The sequence below is a fragment of the Pseudoalteromonas sp. S1612 genome (assembly GCF_005887175.1).
GTDB lineage: Bacteria > Pseudomonadota > Gammaproteobacteria > Enterobacterales > Alteromonadaceae > Pseudoalteromonas > Pseudoalteromonas undina.
The window spans coordinates 1-22,990 of sequence record NZ_PNDH01000028.1; the positions used below are offsets into that span (position 1 = coordinate 1).

19 protein-coding genes are annotated in these 22,990 nt (G+C 40.0%); 5 read left to right on the forward strand and 14 right to left on the reverse strand.

Translation table 11 applies throughout. The features are described 5' to 3' along the window. Positions 1-400 precede the first annotated feature (400 nt). On the forward strand, positions 401-3,148 hold the full coding sequence (locus tag CWB78_RS10710) for a S9 family peptidase (RefSeq protein ID WP_138595514.1): 2,748 nt from the start codon (positions 401-403) through the stop codon (positions 3,146-3,148). A 157-nt stretch (positions 3,149-3,305) separates the two neighbouring features. Next, positions 3,306-4,229 (forward strand): Fic family protein, encoded by a 924-nt coding sequence (locus tag CWB78_RS10715; protein WP_138595516.1) that lies wholly within the window; start codon positions 3,306-3,308, stop codon positions 4,227-4,229. Between the two features lie 62 nt (positions 4,230-4,291). On the opposite strand, the gene CWB78_RS10720 is transcribed toward CWB78_RS10715, so the two are convergent. Then, entirely contained in the window at positions 4,292-5,476 is a 1,185-nt protein-coding gene (locus CWB78_RS10720; protein ID WP_138595518.1) for a BaiN/RdsA family NAD(P)/FAD-dependent oxidoreductase, read from the reverse strand. 307 nt (positions 5,477-5,783) lie between these two features. On the opposite strand from CWB78_RS10720, the gene CWB78_RS10725 reads away from it, so the two are divergent. Beyond that, positions 5,784-7,916: a S8 family peptidase gene (locus CWB78_RS10725; RefSeq protein ID WP_055012498.1), complete on the forward strand. Its 2,133-nt coding sequence runs from the start codon at positions 5,784-5,786 to the stop codon at positions 7,914-7,916. 72 nt (positions 7,917-7,988) lie between these two features. Here the strand turns inward: CWB78_RS10725 and CWB78_RS10730 are convergent, their stop codons facing one another. From CWB78_RS10730 to rplU, 7 genes are all read right to left on the reverse strand, one after another. After that, positions 7,989-8,462 carry a peroxiredoxin gene (locus CWB78_RS10730; protein WP_054201940.1) on the reverse strand — a complete coding sequence of 158 codons (474 nt, stop codon included), beginning with the start codon at positions 8,460-8,462 and terminating at the stop codon, positions 7,989-7,991. A gap of 64 nt (positions 8,463-8,526) precedes the next feature. Continuing rightward, positions 8,527-10,467 (reverse strand): methyl-accepting chemotaxis protein, encoded by a 1,941-nt coding sequence (locus CWB78_RS10735; RefSeq protein WP_138595520.1) that lies wholly within the window; start codon positions 10,465-10,467, stop codon positions 8,527-8,529. A gap of 212 nt (positions 10,468-10,679) precedes the next feature. Further along, positions 10,680-11,054, reverse strand: a complete 375-nt coding sequence (locus tag CWB78_RS10740) for a DUF3718 domain-containing protein (protein WP_054201942.1) — start codon at positions 11,052-11,054, stop codon at positions 10,680-10,682. An 82-nt stretch (positions 11,055-11,136) separates the two neighbouring features. After that, positions 11,137-11,628 (reverse strand): type 3 dihydrofolate reductase, encoded by a 492-nt coding sequence (folA, locus tag CWB78_RS10745; RefSeq protein ID WP_171040342.1) that lies wholly within the window; start codon positions 11,626-11,628, stop codon positions 11,137-11,139. Positions 11,629-11,702: 74 nt separating this feature from the next. Then, positions 11,703-12,854 carry an Obg family GTPase CgtA gene (gene cgtA / locus CWB78_RS10750; protein ID WP_055012496.1) on the reverse strand — a complete coding sequence of 384 codons (1,152 nt, stop codon included), beginning with the start codon at positions 12,852-12,854 and terminating at the stop codon, positions 11,703-11,705. 154 nt (positions 12,855-13,008) lie between these two features. Continuing rightward, positions 13,009-13,266 carry a 50S ribosomal protein L27 gene (gene rpmA, locus CWB78_RS10755; protein WP_004587922.1) on the reverse strand — a complete coding sequence of 86 codons (258 nt, stop codon included), beginning with the start codon at positions 13,264-13,266 and terminating at the stop codon, positions 13,009-13,011. A gap of 16 nt (positions 13,267-13,282) precedes the next feature. After that, positions 13,283-13,594 carry a 50S ribosomal protein L21 gene (gene rplU / locus CWB78_RS10760; protein WP_004587921.1) on the reverse strand — a complete coding sequence of 104 codons (312 nt, stop codon included), beginning with the start codon at positions 13,592-13,594 and terminating at the stop codon, positions 13,283-13,285. Positions 13,595-14,017: 423 nt separating this feature from the next. Between rplU and ispB the strand changes: the two genes are divergently transcribed. Continuing rightward, entirely contained in the window at positions 14,018-14,989 is a 972-nt protein-coding gene (ispB, locus tag CWB78_RS10765) for an octaprenyl diphosphate synthase (RefSeq protein ID WP_008114958.1), read from the forward strand. Between the two features lie 75 nt (positions 14,990-15,064). Here ispB and mdh read toward each other — a convergent pair whose 3' ends face one another. After that, a complete protein-coding gene (mdh, locus tag CWB78_RS10770) occupies positions 15,065-15,997 on the reverse strand; it encodes a malate dehydrogenase (RefSeq protein WP_008466462.1) in 933 nt (310 codons plus the stop codon). Positions 15,998-16,222: 225 nt separating this feature from the next. On the opposite strand from mdh, the gene argR reads away from it, so the two are divergent. Further along, positions 16,223-16,690: a transcriptional regulator ArgR gene (gene argR, locus CWB78_RS10775; protein WP_008466460.1), complete on the forward strand. Its 468-nt coding sequence runs from the start codon at positions 16,223-16,225 to the stop codon at positions 16,688-16,690. 55 nt (positions 16,691-16,745) lie between these two features. On the opposite strand, the gene CWB78_RS10780 is transcribed toward argR, so the two are convergent. From CWB78_RS10780 to CWB78_RS10800, 5 genes are all read right to left on the reverse strand, one after another. After that, complete coding sequence (locus CWB78_RS10780; protein ID WP_054201945.1) at positions 16,746-17,645, reverse strand: Dyp-type peroxidase; 900 nt, start codon at positions 17,643-17,645, stop codon at positions 16,746-16,748. Between the two features lie 39 nt (positions 17,646-17,684). Next, positions 17,685-18,737: an ABC transporter ATP-binding protein gene (locus CWB78_RS10785; protein WP_054201946.1), complete on the reverse strand. Its 1,053-nt coding sequence runs from the start codon at positions 18,735-18,737 to the stop codon at positions 17,685-17,687. Continuing rightward, complete coding sequence (locus CWB78_RS10790) at positions 18,738-20,369, reverse strand: ABC transporter permease (RefSeq protein WP_138595522.1); 1,632 nt, start codon at positions 20,367-20,369, stop codon at positions 18,738-18,740. It lies immediately after the preceding gene. Further along, complete coding sequence (locus tag CWB78_RS10795) at positions 20,369-21,373, reverse strand: Fe(3+) ABC transporter substrate-binding protein (RefSeq protein ID WP_054201948.1); 1,005 nt, start codon at positions 21,371-21,373, stop codon at positions 20,369-20,371. The genes CWB78_RS10790 and CWB78_RS10795 overlap by 1 nt, the downstream gene beginning before the upstream one ends. Positions 21,374-22,216: 843 nt before the next feature. Then, complete coding sequence (locus CWB78_RS10800; protein ID WP_138569569.1) at positions 22,217-22,903, reverse strand: tRNA-uridine aminocarboxypropyltransferase; 687 nt, start codon at positions 22,901-22,903, stop codon at positions 22,217-22,219. Positions 22,904-22,990 lie beyond the last annotated feature (87 nt).

The window sequence follows — 22,990 nt, forward strand, 5'->3', positions numbered from 1 at the left end:
ATTTGTTTTTAAGGTTTAAGGTTTTAGGTTATAAGGTTTTAGGTTTTAGGTTTTAGGTTTTAGGTTTTAGGTTTTAGGTTTTAGGTAATCTTGCCAGCAAGGTTATTAAATTATTCTCCTATCATCAATTCCACATAAACTCTGTGTTCTTTTTATAAATTATATTTAAAAATTAATTTGAACACAGAGCAAAAAGTAAAAAATTGAAAACCACAATTAAACTTTTACTTCCCTAACTTTTTACCGATGCCAAACACCTCGCATCCCGTGGCCCGAAAATTTAACCTTTTACCATTCATTTTTCCCCTCTCATCTCTGCCTTGCTACCGCTTATCGTATCTACTCGAATTGTTATTAAAACTCGTTACAATAAAATAATGTTAAAAAACGAGAATCTATAATGAAAACACAACTCACTCTTATAGGCTGTGCACTTATTTCCAGCTTAACGAGCGCCAGTGCCTTAGCAAATAAGCCATTAGAATTTAAAGATGTATTTGATTTTAAATCTGCAAGAGGCACACAGCTTTCTGAAAATGGTCAAATCCTCTCTTTAAGTGCAACTCCTTATCGTGGCAATGCCACTGGGCAAGTCTACTCGCTAAATAACAACAAGCTTATTGCTGAAGTAGAGCGAGGCACTCGCCCTACAATTAACAAAATGGCGAACTGGGTTGCATTCACCCAAGTGCCTACCCTACTTGAAAAAGAGACCACTAAGAAAAAAAGTGATTTAAAAAACAATCTAGTATTAGTGAATACCCAAACCGGTGAGCAACAACGCTTTAATGACGTAAAAGATTACGTACTCGCTAATAACGGCCAATGGCTTGCCTATCGTAAAAATGAGAGCACCGACGCGGATGATAAAAACTCCGATAAAGATAGCGCTATCACAGCTGATAAAAAAGATAAAAGCTACCCGCTGGTTGTCGTCAACTTAAGCGATAAACGCACCCACACTCTTGAAAGTGCCTTCACCTATGATATTAGCGCCACCAGCGATCAGCTATTAGTGAGCCAAAGCTATGTGGATGGTAACAATAATCAAATTACTTTGTTTTCACTCGATGACTTCACCAGCACGGCATTAATTGATGAGCCGGGTGTGGTTGCCAGCAAAATAGCTTGGCATCCAATCAATAAGAGTGTTGCATTTACCTTAGGTAACTATGTGAACGATGATAAGCGCCGCCGCCAGTACGAATTAACGCTTTGGCAAAACGAGACGCTTACCACTGTGCAGTCACCTAACCCAGAATGGTTAATGGGTAAAACCGCGACATTAACGTGGGCCGAAGATGGTACACGCTTGTACTTTGAAAACCGCCCAAAACTTGCTGAAAAAGTTAAACAAAAGGAATATACCGATGAGTCGTCACTGTATGACTTTGAGGTTATTCGCGACCAAAAAGGGTTAAATGTATGGCACAACAACGATGCGCAAATTAAACCTCGCGAAGAGCAGCAATGGAATGAAAGTAATAAGAATCGACATTACACGGCGGTATACCATGTAAACTCGCAACAAGTTGTGCAGTTAAGCACACCAAATATGCCTGAGGTCGCACTTAATACTGAACGCGCGGATTCATTATTAGGTTACTCAAATTTAGCTCATCTTGAAAAAGTAATGTATGGCGGTTTTTTTGCTGACTACTTTGCTGTTGATATAAAAACGGGTAAACAAACCCCTATTATTAACGACTACCCATTTAGACCAAGCCTTGCGCCTAATGGTCAGTTTGCTGCTTACTTTGATAATAACCAAGTACAGCTTAAAAACTTAGGCAATAACAAAGTGAGCGTACTCAGCAAAGCGGTTAACGCCACCTTTGCCGATGACAAACACGATTATCCATCTAAGCAGCCTGGCTATGGCTTTGCTGGCTGGCTTAACGATAGCAGCGAAATACTGGTTTATAGCAAATACGATATTTGGTCGTTTAATGTAAATACCAAGCAAGCCAAACGCTTAACTAATGGTAAACAAAGTAATACTCAGTACAGAGTAATCAAGCTTGATAAAAACCAAGTGGGCTTTAACAGCAATGATACTCTTTTGCTCTCTGCAATTAACTTACAAAGTAAGCAAAGTGAGGTGACTAAACTTAATTTAACAACGCTTAACGTTACTAAAGTACTCACAGGTAATAAGCGTTTTGATGTAATTAAAAAAGCCAAAAATGCCGATAAATACTTATTTACTGAGCAAACCTATCAGCAATTTCCTGATATTTATCAAACAGACTTTAGCTTCAAACAAGCACAACAAGTCACTAACCTTAATCCTCAGGTAACTAATTTTGCTTGGGGAGAAAAGCCTGAACTTATTAGCTATAAAGGCTTTGATGGAGAAGATTTACAAGGGGTATTAATCAAACCTGCCGGCTATAAAAAAGGCGATAAAGTACCGGTTGTGGTGTACTTTTACCGCTATATGAGCCAGCGTATGTACGATTTCCCTAAAATGGAATTAAATCATCGCCCTAACTTTCCGATGTTTACATCAAATGGCTACGCCATCTTTTTACCTGATATTCGTTTTGAAATAGGTCATCCAGGTAAGTCTTCAACTCAAACCATGATCAACGCCACTCAAAAGCTGATTGATTTAGGCATTGCCGATGCTAATAAAATAGGGTTACAAGGCCATTCATGGGCGGGTTATCAAAGCGCGTTTATGATCACTGAAACTGATATGTTTAAAGCTGTAGTTTCGGGTGCGCCAGTGTCTAACATGACCAGCGCCTACAGTGGCATTCGCTTAAAGTCAGGGCTTGCTCGCCAATTTCAATATGAAACAGGGCAAAGTCGCATTGGTAAAAACTTATTTGAAGCCCCTGAGCTTTATATTGAGAACTCGCCAGTCTTTTTTGCGGATAAAGTAAATACCCCGATTCTGATTATGTTTGGTGATAAAGATGATGCTGTGCCATGGCATGAAGGCGTGCAATATTACTTAGCACTGCGCCGTGCGGGTAAAGATGCTACATTTTTACAATATGAAGGTGAACCGCATCACTTAAAGCAATTCCCTAATCAGGTAGATTTCTCAGTACGTATGATGCAGTACTTTGATCATTACTTAAAAGGCAAGCCAGCCGCTAAGTGGATGAACGAAGGTGAAGCGTTTATCGAAGAGTAACTAATAAACCGGCGCTATTTGGCGTCGGTTTAACATTTAAAACCAGTAATTAAAGACTATGTAAAGTTTTAAATAAATACTAAATCACTATTAAAACTGACTTTTATATTCAGTTCGCGTATTCTAATCTCCTGATTTAAATAACCTCTATAACGAAATGAGCAACGCCACTCCCCCATTTTCAATCTCAGCCAGCATGACTCACAGCATTGCAAATATTAGTGAAGCTTTAGGTAAAATCAGTGCCTTATATTCGCCAGCAAATATTGAGCATTATAAGCAACAAAAACTCACCTCTATACAAATGAAAAACTCTGAATTTCAATTTACAGTATCTGACCTATCAAGCCCAGATAGCTTATTAGCTCTGCATCGCAGCTTAATGAAAGATCAAGGTGAAAAGTCAGGCTGTTATAGAGAGCAAGGTCTAGCGTTAAAAAATGGCTTACAAATGGCACCACAGGCAATGCGAGTGCCACAAATGGTAGAAGAATTATTTGCGTGGTTTAATACAACTAACCACCACCCTCTAATCAGTAGTGCAGTATGCCATTATGAATTACAGTTTATTCAACCGGTTGCACAGGGTAATACTGAGTTAGCGTGTGTGTGGCAAACCCAACAATTATCACAATGGCATACGCTGTTTTCATTGCTAAACATTCATAACTTAATAGCGGCAACACGCCAACGATACTTTGAAAGCATTAACCTAAGTACCAAAACCGGTGACTCATCCGTGTTTATTGAGTACATGTTAGAGACATTACTTTCAGCATTAGATATTTTAGAAAGTGATTTAAAATCAATAACAAAAATCCAAACCCCACAACAACCCCCTCAAGTTAAAAACACTATACACTTAGACATACAAGCCCCCCAAGTCATCGCTTTAATAAATGTATTTAACCAAAGCGAAAAACCATTAAACCGACAAGAGCTACAAAACCAGCTAGGGTTAAAAGATCGAAAACATTTTAGAGAGCGCTATTTAAAACCTGCAATTGATGCAGGCATAATCGAAATGACTATTCCCGAAAAACCGAATAGTAAAATGCAGCAATATAGACTTAAAAGTTAGAAATAAAAAATGCCACTTAAGAGCTTAAGTGGCAGGTTTAATAAGCCGCGCTGAGCGACTTTTTACGCGTATTGCCCAGCGGCAAATCCACAGCTCCACGCGTATTGGAAATTATAGCCTCCTAGCCAACCCGTTACATCGGTCACTTCACCAATAAAGTATAAACCTTTGGCTTTTTTAGCCTCAAATGTTTTTGAGCTTAGCTCATCGGTATCTACACCACCTAAAGTCACTTCTGCGGTTCTGTAACCTTCGGTACCATTTGGCTTAATTTGCCAAGCATGAATATAATCCGCGAGTGCATCTATTTGGCCATGCGTTAGCTGGTTAATATTGCAATCAGGAATAGCTTTACTGTCATAGAGTATTTCAACAAAACGCTTAGGTAAGATAGTAGCAAGGCTATTTTTTAACGATTTTTGCGCTTGCGTTTCTCGCCAATCGGCTAGCTGTTGCTTTAAATCTAGTTCAGGTAATAAATTGATCGTCACCGCCTGACCTGCTCGCCAAAATGAGCTTATTTGTAATATGGCAGGCCCGGATAAGCCGCGGTGAGTAAATAAAATATTCTCTTTAAATACAGTGCCATCTTCGCTTGCAACTTCACAAGAAATACTAATACCCGAAAGCCCTTCAAAACGCTCTTTATCGTGCTGATGTAAGGTAAAGGGGACTAGAGCGGCCATCGTCGGCAATACCTTTAAACCAAATTGCTCTGCAATTTTATAACCTATTGGCGTCGCGCCAAGTTTAGGCATAGTTAAACCGCCAGATGCGACAACTAACGACTCACAGGTCAGTGTTTCTTGCTCAGTTGTGACACTGTAACCTGTTGCTGTTTTAGCTACATTTAACACTTCGCTGCGTAGTTTAATTGTAACACCCGCCCACTCACACTCTGTTAGTAAAATATCAACAATGTCTTGTGCGCTATTGTCACAGAATAATTGTCCCAATGTTTTATGGTGATACGCCAAACTATGTCGGTCTACAAGCTCTACAAAGTCATGCTGGGTATAACGACTTAAGCACGACTTTACAAAATGGGGATTAGTGCATAAATAGTTATTAGGGCTCGCATTTTCGTTAGTAAAGTTACAACGCCCGCCGCCACTAATTAAAATTTTACGTCCTGGCTTTTTACCCATATCAAGCACTGTAACACTTCGGCCGCGATATCCTGCTTGTGCTGCACACATTAAACCTGCAGCTCCGGCACCGATCACTATCACATCAAGGTGAGTCATTTGGTCATCTCTTAAAAACTTTGGTGAATTATAACAAAGTTTCGGTAACAACAAGATAGCTGTTATATTGTTTTTAATTTATCAATAAAAATTAAATAATGATAAAAAGCACCAAATAAATCTAATACATTAGGATCGTCAAAATAATAAAAACAAATACAAAACGACTGAAAGCTTACTGAATTCACGGTTATAACTAAATGAAATAGGCACATACGTATTTAATATTTCAAAATAGTTAACAGATCATTTACCTTTGTACCCGCTTTGTGGCTTTCCACAAATAATAATAAAACTAAGGGTAATTATGACTTCTAATGATTCATTTAAAAAATGCGCTGTTGCGCTAACAATAAGTACACTATTTGCAGCCAGCTCAAGCATGGCAAATCCAGCACAAGCAATCTCACCTTCTATGGCTGAAACCTCAGCTAAAATGCAAAATCAAGGTGGGTTTGAAACTCAGTTCATTATCAAATATAAAAATAATAGCGATATGATGAACGTATCAACAACTGAAGCATCGCCTGCAATGATGAATAAAAAAGCGCAAAGCTTTGTAAAAAACTTCACCTCAAAAAAAGGTAAAGTTAAAGCTAAATATATCCGCGCAATGGCATTGAATGATCATCACGTAATGCGTGCCGACAAAAAGCTCAATGCTGAAGAAGCACAACAGTTTATGCAAGAAATGGTCAATTCAGGCAATGTTGAATACATTGAAGTCGATCAAATGTTAAAGCCATTTGCAACACCAAACGACCCTCGTTATGGCGACCAATGGCATTACTATGAGCAAGCCGGTGGCCTAAATCTACCAACAGCCTGGGATACTGCTACAGGTAGCGGCGTGGTTGTAGCTGTTCTTGATACTGGTTACCGTCCGCACGCTGATTTAAACGCCAATATTTTACCTGGCTACGATATGATCTCTAATCTATCAGTCGCTAATGATGGCAATGGCCGTGATAACGATGCTCGCGATCCAGGGGATGCTGTTGCAGCCGGAGAATGTGGTAACAACGGTGCACAAGGTTCTAGCTGGCACGGTACTCACGTAGCAGGAACTGTTGCTGCGGTAACTAATAACGGTGAAGGTGTTGCTGGTGTTGCTTACGACGCGAAAGTAGTGCCTGTACGTGTGTTAGGTAAATGTGGAGGTTTAACCTCTGACATTGCTGATGGTATTATTTGGGCTTCAGGTGGAAATGTGTCGGGTACATCGGCAAATGCTAACCCTGCTGATGTTATAAACATGAGCTTGGGTGGTGCAGGTGCATGTAGCTCAACGACTCAAAATGCTATTAATACAGCACGCAATAACGGTACTGTTGTTGTTATTGCCGCAGGTAACGATAACGATAATTCTGCAAACTACAACCCAGGTAACTGTAGTGGTGTTGTTAACGTTGCATCAGTTGGCCGTAATGGTGGCCGCGCATATTACTCAAATTATGGTAGTAATATTGATGTAGCAGCCCCAGGTGGCGCGCAAAGCTTTGCAAATGATTCTGAGGGTGTTTTATCTACTTACAACTCAGGTTCAACAACACCATCAAGCGACAGCTATGGTTTTTCGCAAGGTACATCAATGGCTGCACCTCATGTTGCGGGTGTTGCTGCATTGATCAAACAAGCTAAACCAAATGCGACTCCTGATGAAATTGAAAACATCTTAAAAACAACCACTCGCTCATTCTCTGCAACATGTACTAGCTGTGGCACAGGTATTGTGGATGCTGCAGCCGCTGTTGCCGCAGCATCAGGTGGCACACCACCGCCAACATCAGGTGATAATGAGCTTGTTGATGGACAAGTGAAAACGGGATTAAGTGGTGCAGCAAGTGCACAAGACTTTTACACTATGACAGTCCCAAGCGGTGCCACTAATGTTACTTTCACTATGAGCGGTGGTACAGGTGATGCTGACTTGTATGTACGTGCTGGTAGCAAACCAACTACCTCTACATACGACTGTCGCCCTTATAAAGGCGGTAACAGTGAAGAGTGCTCTATTGATAACCCAACCCCAGGTACTTATCATATAATGTTAAATGGTTATTCTGCCTACACTGGTGTTAGCTTAGTCGGTAACATTACAGGTGGTTCAACCGGTGGTGGTTCAGGTACACCTCAAGCAGGTGGTGGCACAGTGTCTGATGTTACTGCAAATGCAGGTCAGTGGAAACATTACACGCTAGATGTGCCAGCTGGCATGGCTAGCTTTACAGTAACAACGTCTGGCGGCACCGGTGATGCAGATTTATTTGTAAAATTTGGCAGTCAACCAACTAGCTCAAGCTATGATTGTCGTCCTTATAAAAATGGTAACGCTGAAACATGTACATTTAGTAACCCTCAAGCGGGAACATGGCATCTAAGCGTAAATGCGTATCAAACCTTTTCTGGTTTAACGCTAAGCGGTCAATACCAGCCGTAAACTACTTTCTCCTTAGATAAAAAAAGCCGATACATATGTATCGGCTTTTATTCAATACTTAAAACAGCTTAGTTATAGCTTGGCTAAAACGGCTTCAGCACTACTTATTACAAATTCTTTTTCTTGTTCTACAAGTAATTCGCTAACAACACCATTATCTACAACCATAGCGTAGCGCTTAGAACGCAAACCACCAAAGCCAGCAGTATCTTTTTCAAGCCCTAAGGCACGAGTAAAACTGGCATCGCCGTCTGCAAGCATATCTATATGTTCTGCATTTTGTGACTCGCCCCATGCTTTCATAACAAATGCATCATTTACCGATACACAATAAATAGCGTTAATACCCTTAGCCTTGAATTTATCAGCTAGCGCGATATAACCAGGCAAATGAGCATTGGAACAAGTAGGCGTAAAAGCACCCGGCACTGCAAATAATACAACTTTTTTATCTGCGAATAATTCATTATTAGTGAGCGTTTGCATACCTTCATCACTAAGCTGAGATAAACTTACTGCAGGTATTGTTTGACCTTGCTCTATCATATTAATTCCTTAGGTTAATTACATAGTCTTTTAGCATACAGATTAATATTTAATTCGTCTTCGATTAATCGCTGTTGTTATCTAAACCTAGACCTTCTTTAATAGATGTCATTTGCAACTCTAACTGCGAGCCTATATCAGCAACTAATTCACTCGACTCACTTACTTGGCTTTTCATATCATGCATCGATAGAGTAAAGCCTTGGAGCAACTCATTTTGCTGTTTAGCCAGCTCCATTGCATCAATCGCAACTTGATTAGCCTGCTGCGCATTACCTGCAACTCCTTCAGAGTTTGCTTTAAGCTCTTGAGCATTTGCAGTTTGTAATTGTGCATCCTCAGTTAGTGCATTGATTTGTTTATAAACCACTTGAGAGTTTTCACTTAGTAGCGCCAACTGATCATTGATCTCTTTTAACGAACCTTGGGTTTGCATTGCTAATTGCCTTACCTCATCGGCAACTACGGCAAAACCTCGACCTTGCTCACCGGCTCTTGCTGATTCTATCGCAGCATTGAGCGCGAGTAAGTTTGTTTGCTCAGCGATGGTACGTATAACCGTAATAATATTACTCACTCCTTGCACCCCACTCAGTAATTCCTGAACACTATGCATCCCCTGCTCAATACGTTGCTGTGTTTCAGAACTGGCATTAAGCATACTTTTAGCAAAACCAACACTTTGCTGCATTGCCTCATAAGTACTTTGGGCATTTTCAGCAGCCTGAGCGTTAATATGATTAACCTGCTCACCAAGTTGCTGAATATTAAGAAGCAGTTCTTCATTGTGATTTACCTGCTGATAACTCGCATTACTTTTTTGCCCAATAGTATGTAAATGCTCACTCATTTGCTGCATAAACTGGCTGACTACATTGAGCATATTCGCTCTTTCTTGCGCTTCTAAACGCTGGCGCTCAATTAGCTGGTTAAAATACTGTGCTATTTCTCCTACCTCTGTTTTAGGATTATTCACTGTAATATTTTTTAACTCATTACTTTCTATTAAAAATGCAAACCCATCTCGCAGTTGTCGTAAAGGCTGTAAAACCTGTCTGCGCTGTACCCAATAGACACTAAAAGCTAATATTACTAATCCGCCTATTGCTATTCCAAACACCCAAAACACTTGTCGTTTCACGTTATCTTGCTGTGCTTTTAATGTTTGCTCTGCCTCAATCACTGTTTTTGATACTAAACTAATTTGTTCACGTAACTCATTCGTTCCAGAATCACGTTGTTTTGATTGCGATAAAGTACTGCTTAAATCGCGCAAATAACGTTTAGGCCAACTCACCAACTCCGCTTTTATTTCAGCTGCCAAATCTTCCGGTTCCTCATCTACAAATAAAGCAAACTCATCAACCTCAGTCATTACCCCTAAGTTCGGTAACTGCTCAATATTTATAGCTAGTAAATTTAGGGTTTTTATACTTTGTTGCAGGTTTTTCTCTACCTCAGGTTGGTAATCATTGATCAACTGATAAGTCGATAAAGATAAATTAAGCACTTCACTGTAATAATCACTCGCTAATTTATAATAATTAAGAGCGTTACTGGTTTGCATTGGTGCTTTTTGCGCATAATTAATGAGTGAAGAGGCTGAGCCGGCCATTTGTCTAAGCGCGTTATCTAACAGCGCAGTTTCATTGCCAGATAGTTTTCCAAGTGCTCTGTATTTACCATTAATATCTGTATTTAATGAAGTTAATTGTGCAGCTAAACGAATTTCTAATTCAGGAGGCAGCACTGTTAACTGTTGCGCTTTAAGCTGCTCAATCAAGGTCGATGATTGTTTTAGGTATTGGCTATTACCTTGTACTAAATAACTTTCCAAATGATCGGCAAGCTCGACCATTATGCTATTTTTTAATTGGCTATATGCACTATCTTGTTGCTGAAGTTTAAGTAATGTATGGCTTGCCCATAACAAGGTAGCGGCTAAAAGGATACTTGCTAACGTTAATAAAATGGCTAGTAAACGGGTAAAAAATGATACACGCATAAATATATCTCAAAACTGACATACACATAGAGTATTGAGTTTTTATGACATTTTTATGTAATAAGAGTAATAAGAGTAATAAGAGTAATAAGGATAAATACTCAGGGGGAACTAGACTTAAAGGTAGTTAAACAGGGTGTAAAATGACAATTTATCTAAGTAAAAAAAAAACCGCGTTTAAACGCGGTTTTTTTTATTAATTAAGCTTTTATTTAAAGGCCTGCGCGGTCTTTAATAATAGGGATTAAAGGTGATCCAGCATGATTTGCCTCAGCCCAAGCAATATCGGCACCATCTTCAAGTGAGCTCTTTGATAAGTTTTTAACAATGTACTCGCCTGTATCAACTGCATTACTTGCAACAGCGTGACGCAATAAGTTATTACCATTACAGAAAACTGCATCATAGATATTACGAACTTTCACACGTGAACTTTTTAATTTGCTACGCAGACGGTTTTTATCATCACCAGCAATGTATTCACAGATTGAAACAGCTAACTGATCATTAGCGCTTGCAGGCGCAGTATAAGCAAACGAACCCGCTGCAATAGCAGCAATTACAACTAGCTTCGGTAATTTAATCATTGATTGGACACCCTATATTAATACTTTTTTCGTACTCGACTGTTTAATATTGTACCAACACGCTCAGATTTTGGCAATAATGTTAAGAGATTTTATTCAAAGTTACGAACTTATAACTATATTTATTTTTATCATCAGCTGCCATCAACATTTCATCTTCAATTTGCCAACTTGCAACATTTTGGTAATCAGGAAACTGTGTATCCCCTTCTACATCTAAGTCAATAAAGGTTAAATACAACCGATGTGCTTGCCCTAAGAACTGCTGGTAAATGTTTCCACCGCCAATAATCATCACCTCTGCAACATCATTAACAAGCTCAAGTGCAGCCTCAGGCGTGGTTACTGTTTCAATTCCCGCTGCTTTATATTCAGTGTTGCGAGTAATAATAATATTGCGACGCCCAGGCAGCGGCCTACCTATCGACTCAAATGTTTTACGCCCCATAATAACGGGCTTACCAGAGGTTACTTTTTTAAAGTGCTGAAGATCGCCAGGTAAGTGCCATGGCATTTTATTATCTAAACCAATGACACGGTTGTTTGCCATTGCTGCAATCATTGAAATTATCACACTAAACACCTAATTCTTTATTATTAAAAAATAAAAAAGGAGCGTTAGCTCCTTTTAAACATATACAATTATCATTAACGCTCGTAGACAACTTCTACGTCGTAATCATCTTCATCCCAATCATCCCAGTCATCATCATCGCCTTTAGTGGCTTTTTGATGGTAGGTATCCCATTTAAATTCAACCTCTTCGTCTGCAACTTCAACAAACTTTTCTTTAGGCATGTTATCAAGTAGCGTCATGATGTCGTGAATTAATGGCTGAGTATTCAATTTATTAATTGCAGCAATACTATAAATATTTTCAGACTCACCTAACTCTTCTGCAATTTGCTCACATAAGGCCTTGGCTTCATCTTCTGGCAATAAGTCAATTTTATTAAATACTAACCAGCGAGGCTTTTCAGCAAGCTTAGGGCTGTACTGATGTAGCTCGTTAATGATTGCAAAAGCATTATCAACAGGATTTGAACCATCAACTGGCATAACATCAATAATGTGCAATAACACACGACAGCGTTCTAAATGCTTTAAGAAACGAATACCTAAGCCTGCACCATCCGATGCACCTTCAATCAAGCCAGGAATATCGGCAATGACAAATGATTTATTTGCTTCAGGACGAACAACACCTAAGTTAGGGATAAGCGTAGTAAATGGATAATCTGCTACTTTAGGTTTTGCAGCCGATACGCTGCGAATAAAGGTCGATTTACCGGCATTTGGTAAACCCAGTAAACCTACATCAGCGAGCAGCATTAGCTCTAACTTAAGGTTACGTACTTCACCAGGTGTTCCGAGTGTTTTTTGACGTGGGGCACGATTGGTACTTGATTTAAAACGCGCATTCCCCAAGCCATGGAAACCGCCTTTTGCAACCACAATTCGTTGACCATCTTGGGTTAAATCCCCTAATGATTCTTGTGTATCAACATCAATAATACGTGTGCCTACCGGTACTTTTACAATCAGATCTTCACCTTTTTTACCAGTACAATTACGGCTTTGACCGTTAGTACCGCGTTCTGCTCTATGAAAACGCTCGAATTGATAGTCAATAAGGGTATTTAAGTTTTCATCAGCTTGTAGATAAACACTACCACCGTCTCCACCGTCACCGCCATCAGGTCCACCATCTGGAACATATTTCTCACGACGAAAAGACACGATGCCGCTGCCACCGTCACCAGCTTCTGCGCGAATTTCTACTTCATCTACAAACTTCATGATTACTCACTTTAGGGATTGGCTTGTTAATAACTCTATTATATACCTAAGTGGCCTATAGAGCACACTGAGCATAAAAACACTTGGGTATATATTTAGAGCTGCTTAAAACAAAAAACCCCGCAAAGGCGGGGTTTTTTAACTACCTTACTGATTACTCAGCTACGATAGTTACGTATTTACGGTTTAAAGGACCTTTTTGTTCAAACTGAACTTTACCATCTGCTTTTGCGAAGATAGTGTGGTCTTTACCGATACCTACGTTTGCGCCAGCATGAAAACGAGTTCCACGTTGACGAACAATGATGCTACCCGCTAGAACTGATTCGCCACCAAAACGCTTAACACCTAGGCGTTTGCTTTCTGAATCGCGACCGTTACGAGTACTACCAGCTGCTTTTTTATGTGCCATTTCTAAGTACCTCTAATTAAGCGCTAATGCCAGTGATTTTAACTTCTGTGAACCATTGACGATGGCCCATTTGCTTACGAGAATGCTTACGGCGTCTAAATTTAACAACCTTAATCTTCTCACCGCGACCGTGTGAAACAACCTCAGCTGTTACTTTACCACCGTTTACGAACGGTACACCAATCTCGATCTTCTCACCATCAGCAACTAAAAGTACTGAATCAAATTCAACTGCTGCACCAGTTTCAACGTCTAATTTCTCAAGACGAATTGTTTGACCTTCAGTCACACGGTGCTGTTTACCACCACTTTGGAAAACCGCGTACATAATTAACTCCGTCTGTGCGCCCTCAAATCGACGCAACTAAAATATTCTTCAATAGGGCGCGAAGTTTACGCTAATGCGAAAAAACTAGCAAGCCTCTTTTTGTAATTAAATGAATAAAAAGTAGCTGCATTGAGAGCAATTCAATATTTCCCCTATTTTATATTAAAATCCCCCTTTGCCAAGCGCTTTTTAACGGTTAGAGAAAATAAATTAGCAATCGCAAAGCAAGCCCACGTAGTTCAATTAACCGTCAAGGATGATTCAAATTTAAACCGCGCTGTTTAATCATTTATTCACCAAGTTAATAGGTCATTTAACCTACTTAAGGGTGTTTTTTTAAGGAATCATCACAAAATATCGAGCTAATGCGTTTTTTGTTGTACAATCTGCGCCGTTCACACATTAAAATTGGCTCGGAGATCAATGGATATAAAAGCTATCCAGGCGTTAATCGAAAGCGATATGAATGACGTCAATCAACTAATACATGCGCAAATGCGCTCAGATGTGGCGTTAGTTAATCAACTTGGTTTGTATATTGTTAACAGCGGTGGCAAACGTGTTCGCCCCATGTTGGCTATTTTGGCGGCTAAAGCGCTAGGTTACCAAGGTAAAGATCACATTACGCTAGCAACAATTATTGAATTTATTCATACCGCAACGCTTTTACATGACGATGTAGTAGATGAATCTAACTTGCGCCGTGGCACACCCACAGCAAATGCCGAGTTTGGTAATGCCGCCAGTGTTCTCGTGGGAGACTTTATTTATACTCGCTCGTTTCAGCTAATGGTAGGCCTTGGTAAAATGCAGATAATGCAAGTATTAGCCGATGCAACCAATATTATTGCTGAAGGCGAAGTGCTGCAATTAATGAACTGTAATGACCCAGATACTACTGAAGCCAGTTATATGCAGGTTATTTACTCTAAAACCGCCAAGTTATTTGAAGCTGCAACCGGGCTAGCTGCTATTATTACTGAGCAAGATGACAGTGTATTAAACGCACTTAATTTGTATGGTATGCATTTAGGCACTGCTTTTCAGTTAGTGGATGATGTTTTAGATTACAACGCTGATGCCGACCAACTTGGTAAAAACATTGGCGATGATTTAGCTGAAGGTAAGCCGACGTTACCTCTTATATATGCAATGCAACACGGTAGTGAGCATCAAACACAGTTAATAAGAGACGCTATTGAGCACTGTAATGGTATGGAGCATCTAGATGAGATACTCGCTGCACTTAAACATACCAATGCCCTTGAGTTCACTATGCAAAAAGCAGAGCAAGAAGCAGAGAAAGCAATTGCTTGTTTAGATTGCTTAGCTGAATCAAGTTACAAGCAAGCGTTAATTAGCTTAGCTAGAATAGCGGTTGACCGCGACCACTAAGTTATACTGTGTAGATAGTTCCGAGCAATAAAAAAGCCTGCAAGTGCAGGCTTTTTTATGGGTTAATTTTGGCTATTACGCCATAAAATCAACACCTTCTTTAATGTCTTTTTTCAGAGTTTCAAGCATGTCATTTTTTGCTTGCTCTTCAAATGCGCTTAGGGTGCCGTAAGAAAGAATTTCTTCTACGCCATTTTTACCTAAACGTACTGGATGTGCGAAGTACTCTGCATCGCCATTTTCAACAGCAACGTATGCATAATCTACAACATCTTCACCTTGTAAACCTTTAACTAAAGACATACAAAAACGTGCAGCAGCAGCACCCATTGATAATGTTGCAGAACCACCGCCCGCTTTAGCATTAACTACTTCAGTACCCGCGTTTTGGATACGTGGAGTCAGTGCAGCCACTTCTTCATCAGTGAAAGTAACACCTTCAACTTGAGAAAGTAACGGTAGGATAGTTGTGCCTGAGTGGCCACCAATTACTGGAACTTTAACGCTTGCTACGTCAACGCCTTTAAGCTCAGCAATGAACGCTTCAGAACGGATCACATCGAGTGTTGTAATACCGAATACACGTTTAGCATCATAAGTACCTGCTTTTTTAAATACTTCAGCAACAATTGGTACAGTGCCGTTAACTGGGTTAGTAATAATACCCACAAGCGCTTTAGGACAGTTAGCAACAATGCCTTCTGCTAGTGTTTTGATGATACCAGCGTTAACATTAAATAAATCAGCACGATCCATACCTGGCTTACGTGGCATACCCGCTGGGATAAGAACGATATCACAACCTGTTAATGCTTTATCTAAATCGTCAGCACCAAAACCTGCAACTTTAACATCTGTTGGGATGTGAGAAAGGTCAACAGCAACACCAGGAACTACTGGCGCAACATCATATAGTGATAATTCAGAGCCAGCTGGTAAACCTGTTTTTAATAATAAAGACAACGCTTGACCGATACCGCCTGCAGCACCTAATACAGCAACTTTCATTGGAATTCTCCGTGATTTGAGGTAGGAAATATTTGTGGTTCATAAGATAAAGAAATTAACGACTAAAAACAAATTTATCCTGCTTATTTTAGCTATATTTTCGACCATAGTTGTAAACTTTGCTGTTTAAACGCAGCAAAATGGCAACTTAAGCAAACAACTGCTGCATAATTATGCATTTTTGTGTAGAATTTGCAGTATCTATTACATAACTAATTAGACACTATGCAACCACAAGATAAACAAGAAGCATTGGTTAAAGCCTTTAAAGCACTTTTAAAAGAAGAAAACTTTGGCTCACAAGGCGAAATAGTTGATGCGTTAAAAGAACAAGGCTTTGATAATATTAGCCAAAGTAAAGTGTCGCGAATGTTAAGTAAGTTTGGCGCGGTACGCACCCGTAATGCAAAACAAGAAATGGTATATTGTTTACCCGCTGAAATGGGGGTACCAACCGCTAAGAGCCCGTTGCGCCAGCTCGTTATTGATATTATGCATAACGAAATGATGATTATTATTCGCACCAGTCCTGGAGCGGCTCAACTCATTGCGCGTTTACTTGACTCATTAGGCAAAGCTGATGGCGTATTAGGCACTATTGCCGGCGATGATACTATTTTTATAGCACCAGCTAAAATCTCAGAAATAGACCTCACACTAGAGCGTGTTCGTATTTTATTTGATACGGTTTAATCACTAACGCCGTAATAAAGACGGCTATGAATAATACATAGCCGTTTTGTAATTGTTATAACTGCTTTAAAAATCGTACTGAGGGGGCAAAAAATGCAGAGCCCATATCCGCCTGAGTAAAATCAAGCCAGTGATCATAATTCTCTCCCTGCCCTAGTCGGCTAGTTAGCACTTTTTCGAATGCATCCCCTTTAGCAGAGCACGTAATCACTAACATACCTTGCTCATACACATCGCCATAAGGCATGCTTTGGTTAAGTAACAGTGCCTGACCTTGTTCGTCTTTTAATTCACTTCGGGTTGCATGGCTGCTCTCAAGTGCGGGGCTGAGCAAGGTATTATCAAGGCGTGTACGACCCATTATTTGCTCTTGTTCATGTAATGACAAATGCTGCCACAGGCTCAAGTCATGTTTATAGCGCTGCACATGAATGTAACTACCTTGATCTTCAAAACTATCAGGTTTGTTTACTAACGCCGTTACGCGTTTTTGACGGCCATGTGGGGTATCGCCCGCATAAATAAAACCATTAAAATCACGACCATCTAAAAAACGGAAATTACGAACTTGCTCTACCAGCTCAACATCAGGGGTGAATAGTTTGAGTATTTGTAGTGCAAACAAGTGGTTCACGTCTTCTCTGTCTGAGCGGATTTGCACAAACAAATCACATGGCCTTGCACTCATAACAAACTCGCTATGGGTAATATTAGGAAAGCTTTGCAGCTCGCTTGGCATGAAATCAGGTAAGATATGCGGCCAATATTGCGCACCAATTGCCACCATGCAAGAAAGCATAGATTCAGAAAACTGATCACTAAACTCATCTTCAATATCGCTCACTTGTTTAAGCTTAGCGCGAAGTGATTCGTCGTGACCATCAAGTACATTAAAAAATAAGTGCAAACCGTGTAAGTTTGCTTCAGCACAAATCCCTGATTGCGCTTGCGCCATTGTTATTCCTTACTTTTTAGAGCAAAACACAGTGATTAATTACGATTTAAAAAAATTCACCGTGTGCGGTTTTATTTTTATTATAACCTGTTCATTAATTTCAAATGACTGGCCATACTGAGCTGCAACTTCTATTTCTTGTTCAGCAATAACGACAGTATATACATAAGCAGAGCCAATAAAGCGACTGCTTAGAATTGTAACGCACTCACACTGCAGTTCGTTATTGTTACTACTGGCAAGCTCAAGCTGGTGTGGACGCACATAAATAACCCCCTTTTCAGCCACTGCGTGTTGCTGTGGCAGTATTGATTTAACCACACCAAACTGCGTTTCATATTCAGTGGCTGTTAATGCAGTTGCGCTTAAGTATATGCCCTGACCCAGAAATTCTGCAACCTCCTTTGAACTTGGTTTAGCAAAAAGCTGCTCTGGCGTTCCTTGCTGCGCAATTTTACCTTGGTGCATAACAGCAAGTGTATCTGAAAATGCAAACGCCTCTTCTTTTGAGTGAGTAACAAATACTGCCGACACTTGTTGAGCTTTAATAATACGCCTAATATCAGCGATTAACTCAAAGCGGACTTGGGTATCAATATTAGAAAACGGCTCATCTAACAATAGTAAGCTGGGTTTATAAGCTAATGCACGCGCAATCGCTACCCGCTGCTGTTGACCACCAGAGAGTTGATGTGGATATCTATCCGCGCAGCCAACCAAGTGCACAAGTTTTAACATTTCATCCACGCGAGCCTGTTTATCCGTTTTGCTCATACCGCTTAGACCAAAGCCAATATTATTCGCCACCGTTAAATGTGGGAACAATGCGTAGTCTTGAAACATCATGCCAATATTACGATGCTCTGGTGACACAAACGTATTGGCGTCACTGACTAACTTACCATCAATAAATACCTGTCCTTGTTTGGCTTCAATTAACCCTGCAATGGCTTTAAGCGTGGTGGTTTTGCCGCAGCCACTGGCACCGAGTAAACACACTATTTCGTCTTTACCTAAGGTTAAGTCTAAATCATCTACAACCTTAGTCCCGTTATATGCATAGCTCACACCTTGTAAAATCAAACTACTCATTTAACTACGTTGCTCCATTGAACGGTTAATAAAATATAACGGAATAAAACCTACCACCACTATAAATAAAGCTGATATGGAGGCCAGCTCTAATTGTTCATCGCTAACATATTGAAACACGTGCGTAGCTAAACTTTCAAAATCAAAAGGCCTTAGCAGTAAGGCTGCGGGCAGCTCTTTCATACACTCAATAAATACCAATAAACCAGCGGTTAATAAGCCTCGGCGTAATAAAGGCAAATGCACTAAGCGTAATGTGTGGCCTTGGCTTTTCCCCATTGACTGACTTGCCATATCAAGCGAGGGGCTAATACGTGAAAAGCTCGACTCTATAGCACCATGAGCAACTGCGTAAAAACGCACAATATAAGCAAAAATAATAGTAAGTAAACTACCAGTAAGTAATAACCCAATATCTAAATCATAAGGAGTCAGAATGCGGTTAATAGTATTTTCTAATAGGGTGAGTGGCAACAATACAGCAATAGCTAATACTGTCCCTGGTAGTGCATACCCGGTACTTGCTAAGCGCCCAGGCATAAGTGGGTTTGCTTGTTTTGCAATGCGCTGATAAAACACCACTAAAACACTCAATACAATAGTCACTACACTCACTACTGCGGCCACTTTCAAACTTTGCCATGCATAACTAAAAAACTCACTACTCCACGCTTGATCAAAATACGTGATTGCATACTTGAGCAAAACAACCATAGGAATAATAAATGAGATTATTAAAATAAGGCTACAAAAGCCTGTTGCTAACCATGCAGACTTACCTTTAAGAATATAAAGCGCCTCACTGTTCACACTCGATTGACGTTCAAATACAGCTTGGTTACGACGGCTAAAACGCTCGGTGATCAATGCTAAGAATAGCAGTAACAACATCACCCCTGAAATTTTTGCTGCTGCAGTTAATGAGTAATAACCAAACCAAGTATCGTATACTGCGGTGGTTAATGTACTGACTGCAAAGTAGCTAACGGTAGCAAAATCAGCCATAGTTTCCATACTGATCAAAGCCAGCGCAGCAACAATAGCACCACGAGAAAGCACCAAGCTTACTTTAAAAAAGCTTTTCCATGCACTTAATCCCATTAATTGGCTTGCTTGGACTAACTTAAAGGACTGTTCACGTAGTGCAGTTTTAAAAATTAAATATAAATACGGGTAGAGTACCAGCGCAATCATGATGATAGCCCCTGGCAAAGTGCGTATATCAAAAAACCAGTAATCACTGGGTGATTGCCAACCAAACCACTCTCTTAGTGTTATTTGTACCGGCCCCGCGTAGTCGAGCAAATCGGTGTACACATAAGCAATAATATAGGTAGGCATGGCAAGTGGCAGCATCAGTGCCCATTCAAACTGTTGTTTGCCAGGAAAACGGCAATAAGCGGTGAGCCAACCCAGTGGCAACGCAATCAGGCAGCTAAGTAACCCTACACCTAAAACCAGCAATACGGTATTACTTATATAGTCCCACAGCACGGTATTCCACAGGTGGGTAAATACCTCTGAGTCGCCTTGTAAAGATTCTACTAGCAGAAAAAACAACGGGGTCGACAGTAATAACCCTGTCGACCACGCAATAAGCTGCCACTTCGACAGCTGAAATTTATAAGTCATTAAAGATCGAACTTCACCTCATCAATTAGCTTAAGGGCTAACGGACGATATTTGCTAATTTCATCAAGCGGTAAGCTGTCTTCCTTAAAGCTTCCCCATGATGCAACCAAACTTGAAAGCTTAACACCTGGCTTGACCGGGTACTCCATATTGAGCGAGGCATACATATTTTGCGCCTTATTGTCGGTCATATACTCTATAAGTTTCAAGGCATTTTCAGGGTTTTTAGCATACTTAGTAATTACCGCACCCGATACGTTAATATGCGAACCACGGTTAGTTTGGTTTGGAAAGTTAATATTAACCGCATCTGCCCACGGTTTTTGCGCTTCATCTTGCAACATTTTACCTAAGTAGTAACTGTTACCTAAAGCTAAATTACATAAACCTTCTTTAACGGCTTTCACTTGCGCACGATCATTTCCCTGCGGCTTACGCGCTAAATTCGCTTTTACACCCTCCAGCCATGTTTTAGTCTGGACTTCACCATGATGAGCAATCATAGAAGCCACTAACCCTAAGTTATAAGGGTGTTTACCAGAGCGAGTACAAATTTGACCTTTATATTCAGGTGCAGCTAAATCTTCATAACTCAGCTCAGGTAATGGACCTAAACGCTCTTTTGAAGAGTAAACATTTCGCACTCGCTTAGTGAGCGCCACCCACTGACCATCGCCATCACGAAATGCAGCCGGCACATTCTTATTAACCTTCTCGCTATCAATAGTTTGCGTTAGCTTTAGCTCTTCTAATTGAATTAACGCACTAAAGTTAGACGTTAAAACTAAATCTGCTTTGCTGTGCTTGCCTTCACGCTTAACACGCTCGATTAGGCCTTTTTTAGCAAACACAACATTAGTTTTAATGCCTGTTTGCTGTGTAAAATCATCTAAAATAGGTTTAATTAAAAAAGGTTGTCTAAATGAGTAAATATTCACAACATCGGTTGCAACAGCAGGTGCTGAGATAATTAGTCCAACGACAAGCGCTAGTGTTTTTTTCATATTTTCTTACCTGACTAATAATTATTATCATTAATTTTACCGCGATGAACTAAAAAGTGCACACTTTATATAATTACTTAGTGATAAATACGCCCAAAAAAGAAAACCCTTGTAAGATATCTCTTACGCTTATGGCAGTAAATGAGTAAAAACACCCTGCATAACACCCCATAAATACAGCAAGCCATTGTATTTTAAATAATTTATAAATATTTCATTTGTAAGAACATAAACCATAAGCGGTTTTATCCTACATTTACTGCAAATCACTCTCTATAATTAACCCATAAATAAGCAACGACGCTTACCGGGTAAATGGAAACGGATTAACTACTCGAATACCAAGGTTTGGTTTTTAGGATAACAGGGATTTAAGGACAGGCTCAGGATGAGTATCGCAATGGATTGTTGCACAAGGGATAGCATCAGGATGATGCATAATGGATAACAACAGCGGAATAGTTGTTTATAAAGGATAGGGAACAAAAAGGACAGGCCTTAAAGGCAACACAACGGAATGGTAACAAAGGGAATGCACTCGGATGTGCAATAAGGATTGGTAATAGATTTTACCATACAGGATGTTTTAGGGATTTATGGAGACAGGCCCGGATAGCCTATATTACATAGAACTAGAAAGTAATATTGTAATGACACGGATCGTAAAAATTGGAGTTGATTAGGTTCAATTGCAGGATGCAACAAAGTTAGAAGATTCCGCAAGCGCGACTAGAGATGGTTCGCGCTTTTCTTTTGCCTGAAAGTCAGTGGTCAGCCAAATTATATATGTTTAGGCTATACTCAAGCGTCAAATTCAGCTTTTTCGTATTAATACCCTGCACTTTATTCCGGCCTGCCTTTGTTACGCTTACCAAGTAAATAAGCGTCGCGAAACTTAATAAAATGCTGTTCTAATTTAGTGCTCGCATCAACTTCACCAGCCAATGCTAATACCATAATAGCCACTTCTGCCGTACCTAACTGATGAGCATGAGGCGCTACACGTAATCGGTAATCAGAGAGTTTTTCTGAGGTAATAGACAGCACAGGTAAGTTATCTAAATAAGGACTCTTACGAATCATTTTTTTAGCTTCTCGCCATGTACCATCTAAAAATATAAACAATGGCTGTTTACCTGCATGCGTTTCAACCTGGGTTACCACCCTATCAGTTTCAACATCTTCAGCCGGAAAAATCACAAAAGGCTGATATTTATCATTATTCAATAATGCTAATAAAGCAGGATCTGGGGAGGTTCTATCCCAACGAAACGCATAATTATCAGGGACTATTTCAGCAATTAAACGCCCTGTATTAGACGGTTTAAAACTTTCATTGTGGTACATCAGTAAACATACCGCAGCGTTGCAGCTTGCGTACTCAGCGCCCTCACAAATACAGTAATGCTTGGCAATTAAGCATTGATCACAACGATCCATTTTTCCACCACGGGCATTAAACTCACGTCGAGATTCACTTATTTGCTGGGCACGTAATGCTAAAACTGAATTTTTTAAACTCTGGGTCACTGTGGGTATTTACCTATAAATTGATGGCTGCGCATTGTAGCTAAAATAAAAGAAAATAGATATCTGCGGGCTACGGGCTACGGGCTA